Annotated in this window: 14 protein-coding genes and 3 tRNA genes; 15 read left to right on the top strand and 2 right to left on the bottom strand. The window is 54.4% G+C overall.

Annotated elements, in window-relative coordinates; genetic code table 11:
- The first annotated feature begins 44 nt into the window (after positions 1-44).
- From clpP to ACXAIA_RS08780, 6 genes are all read left to right on the top strand, one after another.
- The gene (gene clpP, locus ACXAIA_RS08805; RefSeq protein ID WP_167717870.1) at positions 45-674 is read left to right on the top strand and encodes an ATP-dependent Clp endopeptidase proteolytic subunit ClpP; all 630 of its coding nucleotides are present in this window, start codon (positions 45-47) and stop codon (positions 672-674) included.
- Positions 675-975: 301 nt separating this feature from the next.
- Complete coding sequence (gene clpX / locus ACXAIA_RS08800) at positions 976-2,241, top strand: ATP-dependent Clp protease ATP-binding subunit ClpX (protein ID WP_475345819.1); 1,266 nt, start codon at positions 976-978, stop codon at positions 2,239-2,241.
- Between the two features lie 140 nt (positions 2,242-2,381).
- Positions 2,382-4,793: an endopeptidase La gene (lon, locus tag ACXAIA_RS08795; RefSeq protein WP_475348990.1), complete on the top strand. Its 2,412-nt coding sequence runs from the start codon at positions 2,382-2,384 to the stop codon at positions 4,791-4,793.
- A gap of 263 nt (positions 4,794-5,056) precedes the next feature.
- Positions 5,057-5,329: an HU family DNA-binding protein gene (locus ACXAIA_RS08790; protein WP_008891813.1), complete on the top strand. Its 273-nt coding sequence runs from the start codon at positions 5,057-5,059 to the stop codon at positions 5,327-5,329.
- 111 nt (positions 5,330-5,440) lie between these two features.
- Positions 5,441-5,517: transfer RNA gene (locus tag ACXAIA_RS08785), tRNA-Val, on the top strand.
- A gap of 273 nt (positions 5,518-5,790) precedes the next feature.
- Positions 5,791-5,867 (top strand) — tRNA-Val (locus ACXAIA_RS08780).
- Positions 5,868-5,881: 14 nt separating this feature from the next.
- On the opposite strand, the gene ACXAIA_RS08775 is transcribed toward ACXAIA_RS08780, so the two are convergent.
- A complete protein-coding gene (locus ACXAIA_RS08775) occupies positions 5,882-6,079 on the bottom strand; it encodes a hypothetical protein (protein WP_475348989.1) in 198 nt (65 codons plus the stop codon).
- Here ACXAIA_RS08775 and ACXAIA_RS08770 point away from each other — a divergent pair.
- A complete protein-coding gene (locus ACXAIA_RS08770) occupies positions 6,069-6,749 on the top strand; it encodes a hypothetical protein (protein WP_475348988.1) in 681 nt (226 codons plus the stop codon). The two genes, ACXAIA_RS08775 and ACXAIA_RS08770, sit on opposite strands and share 11 nt — an antisense overlap.
- A 119-nt stretch (positions 6,750-6,868) precedes the next feature.
- On the opposite strand, the gene fliG is transcribed toward ACXAIA_RS08770, so the two are convergent.
- Positions 6,869-7,888 (bottom strand): flagellar motor switch protein FliG, encoded by a 1,020-nt coding sequence (gene fliG / locus ACXAIA_RS08765; RefSeq protein ID WP_475345823.1) that lies wholly within the window; start codon positions 7,886-7,888, stop codon positions 6,869-6,871.
- Between the two features lie 311 nt (positions 7,889-8,199).
- Here fliG and ACXAIA_RS08760 point away from each other — a divergent pair.
- The 8 genes from ACXAIA_RS08760 to nuoG all read left to right on the top strand — a co-directional run bounded on the left by ACXAIA_RS08760 (position 8,200) and on the right by nuoG (position 15,316).
- A tRNA-Asp gene (locus tag ACXAIA_RS08760) sits at positions 8,200-8,276 on the top strand.
- Between the two features lie 285 nt (positions 8,277-8,561).
- Complete coding sequence (locus ACXAIA_RS08755) at positions 8,562-8,927, top strand: NADH-quinone oxidoreductase subunit A (protein ID WP_008891231.1); 366 nt, start codon at positions 8,562-8,564, stop codon at positions 8,925-8,927.
- A complete protein-coding gene (locus ACXAIA_RS08750; RefSeq protein ID WP_044826791.1) occupies positions 8,918-9,460 on the top strand; it encodes a NuoB/complex I 20 kDa subunit family protein in 543 nt (180 codons plus the stop codon). The genes ACXAIA_RS08755 and ACXAIA_RS08750 overlap by 10 nt, the downstream gene beginning before the upstream one ends.
- A 19-nt stretch (positions 9,461-9,479) precedes the next feature.
- Positions 9,480-10,109 (top strand): NADH-quinone oxidoreductase subunit C, encoded by a 630-nt coding sequence (locus ACXAIA_RS08745; RefSeq protein WP_475345824.1) that lies wholly within the window; start codon positions 9,480-9,482, stop codon positions 10,107-10,109.
- A complete protein-coding gene (locus ACXAIA_RS08740; RefSeq protein ID WP_475348987.1) occupies positions 10,109-11,287 on the top strand; it encodes an NADH-quinone oxidoreductase subunit D in 1,179 nt (392 codons plus the stop codon). Before ACXAIA_RS08745 ends, ACXAIA_RS08740 begins: the two co-directional genes overlap by 1 nt.
- Positions 11,284-11,946: an NADH-quinone oxidoreductase subunit NuoE gene (gene nuoE / locus ACXAIA_RS08735; RefSeq protein WP_475348986.1), complete on the top strand. Its 663-nt coding sequence runs from the start codon at positions 11,284-11,286 to the stop codon at positions 11,944-11,946. Before ACXAIA_RS08740 ends, nuoE begins: the two co-directional genes overlap by 4 nt.
- Position 11,947: 1 nt before the next feature.
- Entirely contained in the window at positions 11,948-13,228 is a 1,281-nt protein-coding gene (gene nuoF, locus ACXAIA_RS08730; RefSeq protein ID WP_062955238.1) for an NADH-quinone oxidoreductase subunit NuoF, read from the top strand.
- Between the two features lie 27 nt (positions 13,229-13,255).
- The gene (nuoG, locus tag ACXAIA_RS08725) at positions 13,256-15,316 is read left to right on the top strand and encodes an NADH-quinone oxidoreductase subunit NuoG (RefSeq protein WP_475348985.1); all 2,061 of its coding nucleotides are present in this window, start codon (positions 13,256-13,258) and stop codon (positions 15,314-15,316) included.
- Positions 15,317-15,360 lie beyond the last annotated feature (44 nt).

Raw genomic sequence — 15,360 nt, 5'->3', positions numbered from 1 at the left:
TCCGACCGGAAACGGTTTAGGATCATGCAGGGAGATTGCAGTTGATGATTGAAGAACAGATGAATTCGCTTGTGCCGATGGTCGTCGAACAGACCAGCCGTGGCGAGCGTGCCTATGACATCTTTTCGCGGCTGCTCAAGGAGCGCATCGTTTTCATCAACGGTCAGGTCCATGATGGCATGTCGTCGTTGATCTGTGCGCAGCTTCTGCACCTCGAATCGGAAAATCCGGACAAGGATATTTCGCTTTACATCAACTCACCGGGCGGTGTTGTGACCTCGGGTCTCGCCATCTATGACACCATGCAGTACATCCGTTGTGATGTCTCAACGGTGTGCATGGGGCAGGCGGCATCCATGGGCTCGCTGCTTCTGATGGCCGGTGCAAAAGGCAAGCGTTACTGCCTGCCCAATGCACGTGTCATGATCCACCAGCCGTCAGGCGGCTTCCAGGGTCAGGCATCGGACATCGAAATTCACGCCCGTGAAATTCTGGCTCTGCGTCAGCGTCTTAACGAGATCTATGTCGAACATACCGGCCGTGATCTCAAGACCGTCGAAGACGCAATGGAGCGCGATAACTTCCTGACACCGGATCAGGCCAAGGAATTTGGTTTGATCGATGAGGTCGTGACATCGCGTCCGAAGTCGGAAAGTGATGAAAAGAAAGACTGATCACTTAGCTGTGATTGGTGAAAACGCCCCGGTGATACGCCGGGGCGTTTTTTTATGTCTTGCTTCATGGCACTTTTAAGTCATAGACAAGTATATGCGCTGGCTTTGGCGTGTTTGTTTGGAACTTGCAGCCCATCCGAACGTTTGGGTGATTAAAGCAGGGGGTTTCGCAACTAAGGTGGCGAACCCATATCAAACGAGACGCCATAAAGCCGAAAAACGCAGATTAAACGTTGAGATCGGTATCGTTTACCGGCTAACATGGCGATAAAAGATAACGTCAAACGTAATTGGGGTTTGTATGAGCAAATCGAATAGCGGGGACTCCAAGAATACTCTGTACTGTTCTTTCTGCGGAAAGAGTCAGCACGAGGTTCGCAAGCTCATCGCCGGTCCAACCGTGTTCATCTGTGATGAATGCGTAGAGCTTTGCATGGACATCATCCGCGAAGAGCACAAAACACATCTCGTCAAATCGGCAGACGGGGTGCCTTCTCCGCAAGAGATTTGCAAGGTCCTTGATGACTATGTCATCGGTCAGGGCCATGCGAAGAAAGTTCTCTCGGTAGCGGTTCACAACCATTACAAGCGCCTGCACCATTCCAGCAAGAATGAAGACATCGAGCTGGCGAAATCAAACATCATGCTGGTCGGTCCGACCGGTTGCGGTAAAACGCTTCTGGCCCAGACCCTGGCCCGCATTCTTGATGTACCATTCACCATGGCAGATGCCACCACCCTGACCGAAGCCGGTTACGTGGGTGAAGATGTCGAAAACATCATTCTGAAGCTGCTGCAGGCCGCTGACTACAATGTCGAGCGCGCCCAGCGCGGCATCGTCTATATTGACGAGGTCGACAAGATCTCGCGTAAATCCGACAACCCGTCGATCACGCGCGATGTCTCGGGCGAGGGCGTGCAGCAGGCATTGCTCAAGATCATGGAAGGCACTGTTGCTTCCGTCCCGCCGCAGGGCGGCCGGAAACATCCGCAGCAGGAATTCCTGCAGGTCGACACCACCAACATCCTGTTCATCGTTGGCGGCGCGTTCGCTGGCCTGGACAAGGTGATTTCCCAGCGCGGCAAAGGCAGCGCAATCGGCTTTGGTGCCGATGTGCGGAGTGCTGATGACCGTCGCACCGGTGATGTCCTGCGTGATGTGGAGCCGGAAGATCTTCTGAAATTCGGTCTTATTCCGGAATTCATTGGTCGTCTGCCGGTTCTGGCAACGCTTGAAGACCTCGACAATGATGCTCTGGTTCAGATTCTGACCGAGCCGAAAAACGCACTGATCAAGCAGTATCAGCGCCTGTTCGATATGGAAGATGTCAAACTCACCTTCCAGCCGGACGCGCTCAAGGCGATTGCCGACAAGGCGATCGAACGCAAGACCGGTGCACGTGGTCTGCGCTCGATCATGGAAGGCATCCTGCTTGAAACCATGTTCGATCTGCCGACCATGGAAAGTGTCGAGGAAATCGTGATCAATGCCGACGTCGTTCAAGGAAAGGCAAAACCGTTGCTGATCCATGCTGAACGCCGCGAAGGTGTTGAAAACACGGCCTGAACCTAATTCCCGCACCGGCAACTATTGCGGTGCGGGAAATTCAGCTTATCTAACGAATATCTAAAACATGTTCGCGTTGCTGGCGGGGCCTATGACAGGACCCCAGAAACGTTACGGCTCAGAGTAGGGAATAGAACATAATGGTCGAATTGGCGCGTGGCGAAATATACCCGGTGCTGCCGTTGCGTGACATTGTCGTGTTCCCGCACATGATTGTTCCGCTGTTTGTGGGACGTGAAAAATCGGTGCGTGCGCTCGAAGATGTGATGCGCGAAGACAAGCAGATCCTGCTTGTTACCCAGAAAGACGCCGGTCTTGATGACCCGGCTGTCGAAGATCTCTATGAAATTGGTACTGTCGCAACTGTCTTGCAGCTTCTCAAGCTGCCGGACGGAACCGTCAAGGTATTGGTTGAAGGCGGAAAACGGGCCGACATTACCGGCTACGTTGATAACCCGGAATTCTTCCAGGCCTATGGCGCTGTGCGTGAAGACAGTGACGAGGATGACAGCGAACTCGAAGCGCTGGCCCGTTCTGTCGTCACCCAGTTTGAACAGTACATCAAACTCAACAAGAAAATTCCGCCTGAAGTTCTGGTCTCGGTCAATCAGATCGAAGAACCGGCCAAGCTTGCCGACACGGTGGCCTCCCACCTGTCGCTCAAGATTTCCGAAAAGCAGGAGCTTCTGGAAACCAAGCTTGTCGGTGACCGTCTGGAACGTATTTTCGGCTTCATGGAATCCGAAATTGGCGTGTTGCAGGTTGAAAAGAAAATCCGCAACCGCGTTAAACGCCAGATGGAGAAAACCCAGCGCGAGTACTATCTGAATGAGCAGCTCAAAGCCATTCAGAAGGAACTGGGCGAGGGCGAAGATGGCAAGGATGAAGCTTCTGAACTCGAAGAGAAGCTGAACAAGGCCAAAATGCCCAAGGAAGCCAAGGAAAAGGCACAGGCAGAACTCAAGAAACTGCGCAATATGAGCCCGATGTCGGCAGAAGCCACCGTGGTGCGCAACTATCTTGACTGGATGGTGTCCATTCCGTGGAACAAGCGTTCGCGTGTTTCCCATGACCTGAAAAAGGCCAAGAAGGTTCTGGACAAAGAGCATTACGGTCTGGAAAAGGTCAAGGAACGCATCCTTGAATATCTTGCGGTTCAGGCGCGTACCAAAAAGGTCAAAGGTCCGATCCTTTGCCTGGTGGGTCCTCCCGGTGTTGGTAAGACCTCGCTGGGTAAATCGATGGCCAATGCGACCGGACGCAGCTTTGTGCGTATGTCGCTTGGTGGGGTGCGTGATGAATCTGAAATCCGCGGTCACCGCCGGACCTATATCGGGTCCATGCCGGGCAAGATTGTCCAGGGCATGAAAAAGGCGAAGTATTCCAACCCGCTGTTCCTTCTCGACGAGATCGAAAAGATGGGTTCGGACTTCCGCGGTGATCCGGCCTCGGCCCTGCTCGAGGTATTGGATCCAGAACAGAACTCGACCTTTAACGACCACTATCTCGAAGTCGATTACGATCTTTCGGATGTGATGTTCGTGACCACGGCCAACTCGCTTCGCATGCAGCAGCCGCTGCTGGACCGTATGGAGGTCATCCGGATTTCCGGTTACACCGAAGACGAGAAAGTCGAGATCGCCAAACGTCACCTCATTCCCAAGCAGGTCAAGGATAACGGCCTGAAGAAAGGGGAATGGAGCATTTCGGATGACGCGCTTCGGGATCTGATCCGCTATTACACCCGCGAAGCCGGTGTGCGTAGCCTCGAACGTGAACTGGCCAAACTGGCCCGTAAGGCAACCAAGCGTATCATGCTTGAAAACCTGAAAACGGTTCGTGTGACCCCGCGCACCCTTGGCAAATATGCCGGCATTCGCAAGTTCCGCTATGGCGAGACCGAGGGTGAAGATCAGGTCGGTGTGGTTACCGGTCTTGCCTATACCGAGTTTGGTGGCGATCTGCTTCAGATCGAAGCTGTCACTGTGCCGGGTAAGGGCAACATGAAAACCACCGGTAAACTCGGTGAAGTCATGACGGAATCCATTCAGGCGGCGACATCGTTTGTTCGTTCGCGTGCGGTTGATTTCGGGATCAAGCCGACCCTGTTCCAGAAGCGTGATATTCACGTTCACGTACCAGAAGGTGCCACCCCGAAAGACGGCCCGTCGGCCGGTGTCGGTATGGTGACCTCGGTTGTGTCGGTTCTGACCGGAAACCCGGTGCGCAAAGACGTCGCGATGACGGGTGAAGTTACTCTGCGTGGCCGTGTGCTTGCGATTGGCGGTTTGAAAGAAAAGCTTCTCGCAGCACTGCGCGGCGGGGTGAAAACCGTACTGATCCCGCAGGAGAACGAGAAGGATCTCGAAGACATTCCTGATAATGTCAAACGCGGTATGGAGATCATTCCGGTCTCCCACGTTGACGAGGTTCTCAGCCACGCATTGGCCAATCCGCTTGTCCCGATCGAGTGGGAAGAAGAGGTTGATGATGTTGCTGTCAAATCCAAGGACGGCGAAGAATCGGATATCGGCGGTGTGACGACTCACTAAAGTCCGTTATAACCGGCAGAAAATAAGGGGAACGACCATGTCGTTCCCCTTTTTCTGTGGATAACTTTGTCCAAGAATCGGTGCAGGAACATGTCGGCAATGGTGTAAAGCGCAAAAAATCGAAAAAAACGTCAAAAACCGCAGAAAACTGCGTCTCTCGCATTGACGAGATGTTTGCGACCTGCTTACACTGCCCGTGCAACAGGTTTGGGGCAAACCAAATTTCCTCATAACTCCGAACGTCCAAACAAGGGGGCCAGGAAGTGAATAAAAACGATCTCGTTGGAAGTGTAGCTGCTAAAGCTGATCTGTCCAAAGCTGACGCTGCAAAAGCGGTTGACGCTGTTTTCGATTCCATCACCGATTCTCTGAAATCCGGCGACGAAGTTCGTCTGGTTGGTTTCGGTACCTTCGCTGTCGCTGCTCGCGCTGCTTCAAAAGGTCGCAACCCGCGCACCGGTGAAGAAATCGACATTCCGGCATCGAAACAGCCGAAGTTCAAGGCTGGTAAAGGCCTTAAGGACGCCGTCAACTAAGTTTGACGAAGTTCTTTGAAATAAATGCCGGTGACCTGTGTCACCGGCATTGCTTTTTGGGAAAACCATGCTATGTTCCGCTCCGCTTCGGAGCCGTGACTCCCAAAGCAAGGGTGATTAGCTCAGCTGGTTAGAGCATCTCGTTTACACCGAGAGGGTCGGGAGTTCGAATCTCTCATCACCCACCATGATAAAGGCAGCCCTAAAGGCTGCCTTTTTTGTTTTCAGCCCGTGCCGAATCATCCCGTCTTGCCACGGCATTTCAAATGCATGTGCCAAAGGGCAATTGAACGCTGAAAATGGCGTAACATCAGGTGCGAATAGCGGGTTTTGGTTGACCATTCACCCACGATAATCCGCCCTGAAATAGAAGTTACATTTTTATGCAAAGTGGGCATTGCTTTTTGGGAAAACCATGGTAAGTTCCGCCCCGCTTCCGCAGAACAGTGCGGTTTGCAAAAGGGTGATTAGCTCAGCTGGTTAGAGCATCTCGTTTACACCGAGAGGGTCGGGAGTTCGAATCTCTCATCACCCACCATGATGAAGGCAGCCCTAAAGGCTGCCTTTTTTCATTTCCGGGTCAGCCGGATCAATCATTCCGATATCCTCTGAAAATGAGCCTGCTGGCTTTGTCGATTTGCCAGCAGCGAAGCGGTTCATAACCGCCTGTAAAAGTTGACGCTTGGTCGGCATGCGGGCACTGTTGATCTCTCGGTCAAAAGAATCGGAACCTTTCAAGATGAACAGCACGCCGGCCCGTCCTTTGTCTCAAACTGCTTGCGCGTTGCGCGATGTGGCGTCACAGGCGCGTGTGGCGCCGGTCTGGGCGAGGTTGAGGCGTCTGTTGCTGGTTTTGTGCCTGCCACTGGTGCTTGCCAGTTGCTATCTGCCAGAGGCCTTCACTATTGATCTCTCGATGCAGCGCAATGGTGATTATCGCCTGAGCTATCGTGGGTTGCTGGTTCAGCCAAACATCACCCAGGGGCTGCTTGATCAAAGTCTGGATGCCGAGGCGGAGCAGGAAAAGGTCGCCGCAGTTCTGGCCGATCTCACGCGCGATTCGGGGGTTCGCCAGCTGACCTATAGTGGACGCGGGGTGTTTAACATCGTCTATGAGAAGCGCGGTAACATCATGCGTGAAAAAAGCTTCGTCTTTGTACGTCGCCAATCACGCATACTGGAAATGTTCTTCCATTCAGAGCGAAACACCGTAGAAATTCGTGGCGGCTTTGTCCCGGATCAGTATCAGGACCGTCTGACCGCCCTGGGCTACCAGATGACCGGCAAGATCGAGGTCCGCACGACCGCCGGGGTGCGGAGCCACAACGCGGCAGAGTTCCGTGAAGTCAGCGGCCAGAACCGCCTGCGCTGGGAAATCAATTCGATTACCGACCCGACGCCAAACGTCATTCTGGGCTAGGGCAGGGTGCCTCGCATCGGTGACTCGGGCTGATCGTTTGCCAGGGTGCGTGCCAAAACAAAAAAAGGGACAGCAGCGGCTGTCCCTTTGGTGTTTGCGCGGTTGGGTCTCCAGCGGGTTTAGAAGACCATTTCGTCTTCGGAGCCGCCTTCGGAGATAACGATCTGCCCCTGTGCGGCCAGTTCCTTGGCCAGCTGGACGATCATCATTTGCGACTCTTCGACGTCCGACAGGCGGACCGGGCCAAGCGCATCCATATCTTCCTTCATCATCTTGCCGGCACGTTCGGACATGTTCTTGAAGAACAGGTCGCGCATCTGATCGGTCGAACCTTTCAGTGCCAGGGCAAGCTTGTCTTTTTCGACCTGACGCAGCAGCGTCTGAACACCGTTGTTGTCGAGACGGGCAAGGTCTTCGAAGGTGAACATGAGGGCCTTGATCTTCTCAGCGGAGTCACGGTTACGTTCTTCAAGCGCAGTAAGGAATCGGTCCTGACTTTGGCGGTCCAGGCTGTTGAAGATATCTGCCATCAGTTCGTGGTTGTCGCCACGCGAGCCGCGCGCAAGGTTCGACATGAACTCGGTACGCAGGGTCTTTTCAATGTTATCAAGGACTTCCTTCTGAACGGCTTCCATGCGCAACATACGCATGATGACTTCCATCGAGAAGTTTTCCGGCAAAAGCGACAAAACAGACGCAGAATGTGCGGGCTTGAGTTTGGAAAGAACCACGCCCACGGTCTGCGGATATTCGTTTTTCAGATAGTTGGCGAGAACCGCTTCGTTCACGTTATTAAGCTTGTCCCACATGGTACGGCCCGCAGGGCCGCGGATCTCTTCCATGATGCCGTTGACACGGTCTTCGGACAGAACCTTGGACAGCAGGCGTTCGGTGGTATCAAACGAACCGACAAGCGAACCGGTCGAGGACAACTGATCGGCGAACTCGACAAAAAGGCGCTCAACGATATTGGAATTGATCGTGCCAAGGCTCGACATGGTTTGGGAAATCTCTTTGATTTCCTCGTCATCCATCATGCTGAACATCTTGGTTGCGTGCTCTTCCCCAAGAGCAAGCATGAGAATCGCTGCCTTTTCAGGTCCGGCAAGTGATCTGTATTCTTCTTTAACGCGCCCCACGGGTGGTCTTCTCCGTCATAATGACTCTGGTCGGAAGTGGAACCTGACTCCCGAACCTGCCTCTATCGCACCGTAAGATAGGGGTTATTTGTCAACAATTCTATAAAAGCTGACACCCCATTGCAAAGCCCCATCGCAATAAAGTGGCCTAAACGTACAGAATTGATTAATGCCGTACAAATCCGGGTCAAATTGCCCCACAGGGGGTGATGTGTGCAGACGCAATTGTCGAATGGGTTGAAAACGTTGCTAGCTGCTTGACTTGGTTTGGGGGGTGGTCTAACAAAGGCGCGCCGATTGATGGTCATTTAGCGGGCGTAGCTCAGTTGGTTAGAGCGCCGGCCTGTCACGCCGGAGGCCGCGAGTTCAAGTCTCGTCGCTCGCGCCATGACCCATCATCTGTTGTCTTTTGTAGGGCGAATTGTCTTTTCCGCGGTCGCCTTTTCATGTGTTGCTAATGCTGCTTCGCACGATTGGGTCTTGATCATCTCGACGTCCAGCCCGATATCGGACGATAGTAAACGGTAGAAAGATTTAGAAAGTTTCCGTTCTTTGAGCGTCTTAAACGCGCTTGAGGGCTGGAACTTGTGCGGTGCATACGTTATGGTGCGCCGTAATGGGCCAGGTGGGGACCTGGTCGGGTCAAAAGGCCTGTTCTTGAGAGGTCAGAGAGATGCAAGAGCTTCTTTCGGAATATCTTCCGATCCTGGTGTTCATCGGGATCGCCGTCGGTCTTTCGGCGGTAATCGTCATCGCGTCGCTGGTTCTTGCCAAGCAGGCACCGGATGTTGAGAAACTGTCCGCATATGAGTGCGGGTTTGCGCCGTTCGAAGACGCGCGCATCAAGTTCGACGTCCGGTTCTATCTGGTCGCAATCTTGTTCATTATTTTCGACCTCGAAGTCGCCTTCCTGTTCCCGTGGGCTGTGACCCTCGGTGATATCGGGACGTTCGGCTTTGTATCGATGGTGATCTTCCTGGCTGTTTTGACGGTCGGCTTTATCTACGAATGGAAGAAGGGAGCTTTGGAATGGGAGTGAGCACCAATACAGGCGCACCCCTGGCACCCGGTTCGGATCAGGATGCACTGCTTAAGGGCGTGTTTGACGAGATGAACGACAAGGGCTTTGTCCTTGCCAATCTCGATAAACTTGCCAGCTGGGCAAGCACCGGTTCCCTGTGGCCGATGACTTTCGGTCTGGCCTGCTGTGCTGTTGAGATGATGCATTCCGCTGCGTCGCGTTATGACCTTGACCGTTACGGTCTGGTCTTCCGCCCAAGCCCGCGTCAGTCGGACGTGATGATCGTTGCTGGTACACTGACCAACAAAATGGCCCCGGCACTGCGTAAGGTCTATGACCAGATGGCAGAGCCGCGCTGGGTTATTTCGATGGGTTCGTGCGCCAATGGCGGCGGTTACTATCACTATTCTTATTCGGTGGTTCGCGGTTGTGATCGCGTTGTGCCGGTGGACGTATACGTTCCCGGGTGCCCGCCGACAGCCGAAGCGCTGATTTACGGCGTGATGCAGCTGCAAAAGAAAATCCGCCGTACCGGTGTCCTGACACGCTGATCCGTAATAGGGGGCTTGCATGAGCGAACTGCTCAGCGATAACAGCGCTGCTTTGAACGATCTGAAAGATCTGGTGGCGTCCCAGCTGGCCAACGAAATCCTCGAAAGCGAGATTCGTTACGGCGAGTTGACCATCGTCGCCAAGCGCGATGATATCCTTAAAGTTCTGACCTTCCTTCGGGATGATACCGGCTGTTTGTTCAAGCAGCTGATTGATGTTTGTGGTGCCGATTACCCGGAACGTTCCGAGCGTTTCGATGTTGTCTATCACCTGCTGTCTCTGAAGCATAACCTGCGCATTCGTGTGAAGGTCCGTACCGACGAAGACACTCCGGTACCAAGTGCTGTCTCACTTTTCAGCGCCGCCGACTGGTTCGAGCGCGAAACCTGGGACATGTACGGTATCTTCTTCGCCGATCATCCGGATCCCCGCCGTATCCTGACCGACTATGGTTTCGAGGGTCATCCGCTGCGCAAGGACTTCCCGCTGACCGGGTATGTCGAAGTGCGGTATGACGATGAACAGAAACGTGTTGTCTACGAACCGGTCAAACTGGTTCAGGATTTCCGTAATTTCGATTTCGAAAGCCCGTGGGAAGGCATCCAGCATGTTCTTCCGGGTGATGAAAAGGCGGAGGGCAACGCCTGATGTCCGAACAAAAAATCAAAAACATGACCATGAACTTCGGCCCGCAGCACCCTGCGGCGCACGGCGTTCTGCGTTTGGTTCTGGAAATGGACGGCGAAGTCGTCGAACGTTCCGACCCGCATATTGGTCTTCTGCACCGTGGTACGGAAAAGCTGATCGAATATAAGACCTATATTCAGGCAACCCCGTATTTCGACCGTCTCGACTATGTCGCACCGATGAACCAGGAACATGCATATTGCCTGGCCATTGAAAAGCTGATGGGCGTCGAAGTGCCCAAGCGTGCGCAATATATCCGGGTTCTGTATGCGGAAATCGGTCGTATCCTGAACCACCTGCTGAACCTGACGACCTTTGCACTGGACGTTGGTGCGATGACTCCGCTGCTTTGGGCGTTCGAAGAACGTGAAAAGCTCATGGAGTTTTACGAGCGCGCCTGTGGTGCGCGCCTTCACGCCAACTATTTCCGTCCGGGCGGTGTTGCTGCCGATCTGCCGGCTGGCCTTCTTGATGATATTTCGGACTGGGCTGAACAGTTCGAAACCTTCATGAAAGACTTTGACCGTGTCCTGGTTGGTAACCGTATCTTCAAACAGCGTACGGTTGATATCGGCGTCGTCAGTGCGGAAGAGGCCCTTGATTGGGGCTTCACCGGTCCGAACATTCGTGCGTCGGGCATGGCATGGGATCTGCGCAAATCGCAGCCTTATGACTCGTACGAAGATTTCGACTTCGACATTCCTGTCGGCAAGAATGGCGATTGCTATGATCGCTTCCTGGTCCGTTTCGAGGAAATGTGGCAGTCGCTCAGCATCATCAAGCAGGCCGTTAAAAACATGCCTGATGGTCCTGTGATTGTTGAAAACAACAAAGTGGCACCGCCGTCGCGCGCGCAGATGAAGCGTTCGATGGAAGCCCTTATTCACCACTTCAAACTCTTCACCGAAGGTTTCCACGTTCCGGCTGGCGAATGCTATGCTCCGGTCGAGGCACCGAAAGGCGAGTTTGGTGTGTATCTTGTTTCGGATGGCTCGAACCGTCCGTATCGCTGCAAAATCCGCGCCCCGGGGTTCCCGCACCTCCAAGGCCTCGACTTTATGTCCAAAGGTCACATGTTGGCCGACGTCGTTGCCAATATCGGGTCGCTAGATATCGTGTTCGGTGAGATTGACCGATGAGCCATTTGAGAAGACCAGCTCCGAAAGAGCTTCAACCGACCAGCTTTGCGTTTACCCCTGAAAATCAGGAAAAGGCAAAGAAGATCATCGCCAAGTATCCGGAAGGCCGCCAGCAGAGCGCGGTCATGCCGTTGCTTGATCTGGCACAGCGTCAGACCGAGGGTAACTGGGTTCCGACCGTCGCAATGGATTACATTGCCGACATGCTCGAAATGCCGGCCATTCGTGTCTATGAGGTCGCGACCTTCTATACGATGTATAACCTTGCCCCGGTGGGTAAGAACTTCATCCAGGTTTGCACTACGACCCCGTGCTGGCTTCGCGGTTCTGCTGACGTTGTCGATACCTGCAAAAAGGAACTCGGCATCGGTGTTGGCGAAACCACCGAAGACGGTCAGTTCACCATGATCGAAGTTGAATGCCTTGGCGCGTGTGTGAACGCACCGATGATGCAGATTAACGACGATTATTACGAAGACCTGACTGCGGACAGCACCAAGGCTATTCTTGATGCCCTCAAAAAGGGCGAGAAGCCGAAAGCCGGCCCGCAAAGCGGCCGCAAAGGGTGTGAGCCGATCGATGGTCCGAAGGTTCTGAAGGCATTCTGTGGCTGCGGTGCAGCCCCGCAGGACGCTGATGCAAGCGAAGGGGACGCCTGATATGCTGCAGGATAAGGATCGTATCTTTACCAACCTGTATGGTTTCCAGGATTTCGGCCTCAAAGGCGCGCAGTCCCGTGGTAACTGGGATGGTACCAAGGCATTGATCGAAAAGGGCCGCGACTGGATCATCGATGAGATGAAAGCATCCGGTATGCGTGGTCGTGGGGGCGCTGGCTTCCCGACCGGCCTGAAATGGTCCTTCATGCCCAAGGAATCTGATGGTCGTCCGAGCTACCTCGTGGTGAATGCCGACGAAGGGGAGCCGGGCACCTGTAAAGACCGCGAGATCATGCGTAATGATCCGCACACCCTGATCGAAGGTTGCCTGTTGGCCAGCTTCGCGATGAACGCCCATGCGGCATATATTTATATCCGCGGTGAGTTCTATCACGAGGCGTCCAACCTGCAGATTGCCATCGACCAGGCCTATGAAGCCGGTCTGGTGGGCAAAAATGCCTGCGGTTCGGGTTGGGATTTTGACATTTACTTGCACCTTGGTGCTGGCGCATACATCTGTGGCGAAGAAACCGCCCTGATCGAAAGCCTTGAAGGTAAAAAAGGTCAGCCGCGTCTGAAGCCGCCATTCCCGGCCAACGCCGGTCTGTATGGTTGCCCGACCACGGTGAACAACGTTGAATCGATTGCCGCTGTTCCGACCATTCTGCGTCGCGGCGGTTCGTGGTTCTCAAGCTTTGGCCGTGAAAACAACCACGGTACCAAGCTGTTTGCCATTTCCGGTCACGTTGAAAAGCCGTGCACGGTCGAAGAAGCCATGAGCATTCCGCTCAAGGAACTGATCGAAAAGCATTGCGGCGGCGTGCGTGGCGGCTGGGACAACCTTCTTGCGGTGATCCCGGGCGGTTCTTCTGTTCCGTTGATGCCAAAAGACGTCTGCGACGACGTTCTGATGGACTTCGATGGTCTGCGTGAAGTGGGCTCGGGTCTTGGTACGGCGGCTGTGATCGTCATGGACAAGTCGACTGACATTGTCTACGCGATCGCGCGTCTGTCGGAATTCTACAAACACGAAAGCTGTGGTCAGTGCACGCCGTGCCGTGAAGGTACCGGCTGGATGATGCGTATGATGACGCGCATGGTTCGCGGCGAAGCCACGCTCGATGAGATTGATCTGTTGTGGGATGTGACCAAACAGGTCGAAGGCCACACCATTTGTGCGCTTGGCGATGCAGCTGCATGGCCAATTCAGGGCCTTATCCGTCACTTCCGTCCCGAAATGGAACGTCGGATCAAGGAATATCGCGCACGGATCGCGGCCTGAGAGAGGCCTGTTGAGAGGGATTGAGACATGCCGAAACTAACAGTTGACGGTATTGAAGTTGAAGTAGAAGCCGGGGCGACAGTCCTTCAGGCCTGTGAAGAGGCCGGTAAGGAAATCCCGCGTTTCTGCTATCACGAACGCCTGTCAATCGCCGGTAACTGCCGTATGTGCCTGGTGGAAATGGAACGTGCGCCGAAACCGGTCGCATCCTGTGCCATGCCAGCGGCAGATGGAATGGTGATCAAAACCGATTCCGATCTGGTCAAGAAAGCACGCAATGGCGTGATGGAATTCCTGCTGATCAACCATCCGCTGGATTGCCCGATTTGTGACCAGGGTGGTGAATGTGACCTGCAGGACCAGGCAATGGCCTATGGTTTTGACGCGTCGCGTTACGCCGAGAAAAAGCGTGCCGTGAAGGACAAGGAACTGGGCCCGATCGTCAAAACGATCATGACCCGTTGCATTCACTGCACCCGTTGCGTTCGCTTCTCCGAAGAAGTCGCCGGTGTCGGCACCATGGGTGCTGTCTATCGCGGTGAAGACACCGAAGTCGGACCGTATATCGAAGCGTCGATCAACTCCGAACTGTCGGGCAACCTGGTTGACCTGTGCCCGGTCGGTGCATTGACCTCCAAGCCGTATGCGTTCACCGCGCGTCCGTGGGAGCTCAAGAAAACTGACAGCGTCGATGTTATGGATGCCGTTGGATCCAATATTCGTATCGATGCCCGTACGTCCGAAGTGCTGCGCGTTCTGCCGCGGACCCACGAAGACATCAACGAAGAATGGATTTCGGACAAAACCCGTTACGCCATTGACGGCCTGAAGCGTCAGCGCCTTGACCGTCCCTATGTTCGCAAGGATGGCAAGCTCCAGCCGGCAAGCTGGGACGAAGCATTCGCTGCAATCAAGGCGAAGGTTTCCGGGCTTGATGGCAAAAAGATTGCCGCACTTGCCGGTGACACGGTCGATTGTGAATCGATGACGGCACTGAAAGATCTGATGGGCAAGCTGGGTTCTGTGAACCTTGATTGTCGTCAGGACGGCTCGAAGATCGGTGGCCCGCGTGCTTCCTATCTCTTCAACAGCACCATTGCCGGCATTGACGAGGCAGATGCCTGCCTGATCGTCGGTGCCAATGTGCGTGCCGAAGCGCCGATCATCAATTCCCGCCTGCGCAAGCGCTGGCGTTCGACGGCTGGCGATTTCAAAGTCGGCATCATTGGTGAACAGTGGGATCCGACCTACAAGAACGATTATCTCGGTGCCGGTCCGGACACCCTCCAGGAAGTTCTGGATGGCAAGAACGACTTCGCCAAGGTTCTCGAAGCTGCTGAAAAGCCGATGATCATTGTCGGTATGGGCGCGCTCAGCCGTGAAGACGGTGAGGCAGTTCTCGCTGCGACCCGCGCAATTGCCGAGAAATTCGGCATGGTTGCCGGTGAATGGAACGGCTTTAACGTTCTGCATACTGCGGCATCGCGTGTTGGTGGTCTTGATCTTGGCTTCGTGCCGGGTGAGGGCGGCCTTGCGACCAACGACATTCTTGATGGCGCTGCCAAAGGCGATATCGAGGTTGTCTACCTTCTGGGTGCTGACGAAGTCGACATGAGCAAACTGGAAAAGGCATTTGTCATTTACCAGGGTGCGATGGGCGATGCCGGTGCACAGGCCGCAGACGTGATCCTGCCAGGTGCTGCTTACACCGAAAAGAACGGAACGTACGTCAACACCGAAGGCCGCGCCCAGCAGGGCTGGCGTGCGATCTTCCCGGTTGGTGACGCGCGTGAGGACTGGGCGATTGTCCGTGCACTTTCCGGTGCGCTCGATCTGACCCTGCCATACAACAATATCGATGCTGTTCGTGAACGCATGGTGGAACTCAGCCCGACCTTCGCGTCGCTGAATGTTCCGACCAAGGCGGAATGGACCGATTTCGGCAAGGCAGGCGACATGAAGTCCGATGGCTTCGTATCGCCGGTTCGCAATTTCTATATGACCGACCCGATCAGCCGTGCATCGGTGACGATGGCCAAATGTACTGAGGCCTTTGTCAAGGATGCGGCTGCCGAGAAGGTTGCCTGAGTAAGGGGAGCGACGATCTGATCGTCGCTCATCCCGCAAGGGGG

The organism is Thalassospira sp. ABL2_045 (genome assembly GCF_056161285.1).
Note: the sequence above shows the minus strand (reverse complement) of the source record. Positions and strands in the feature narration are given on the sequence as shown.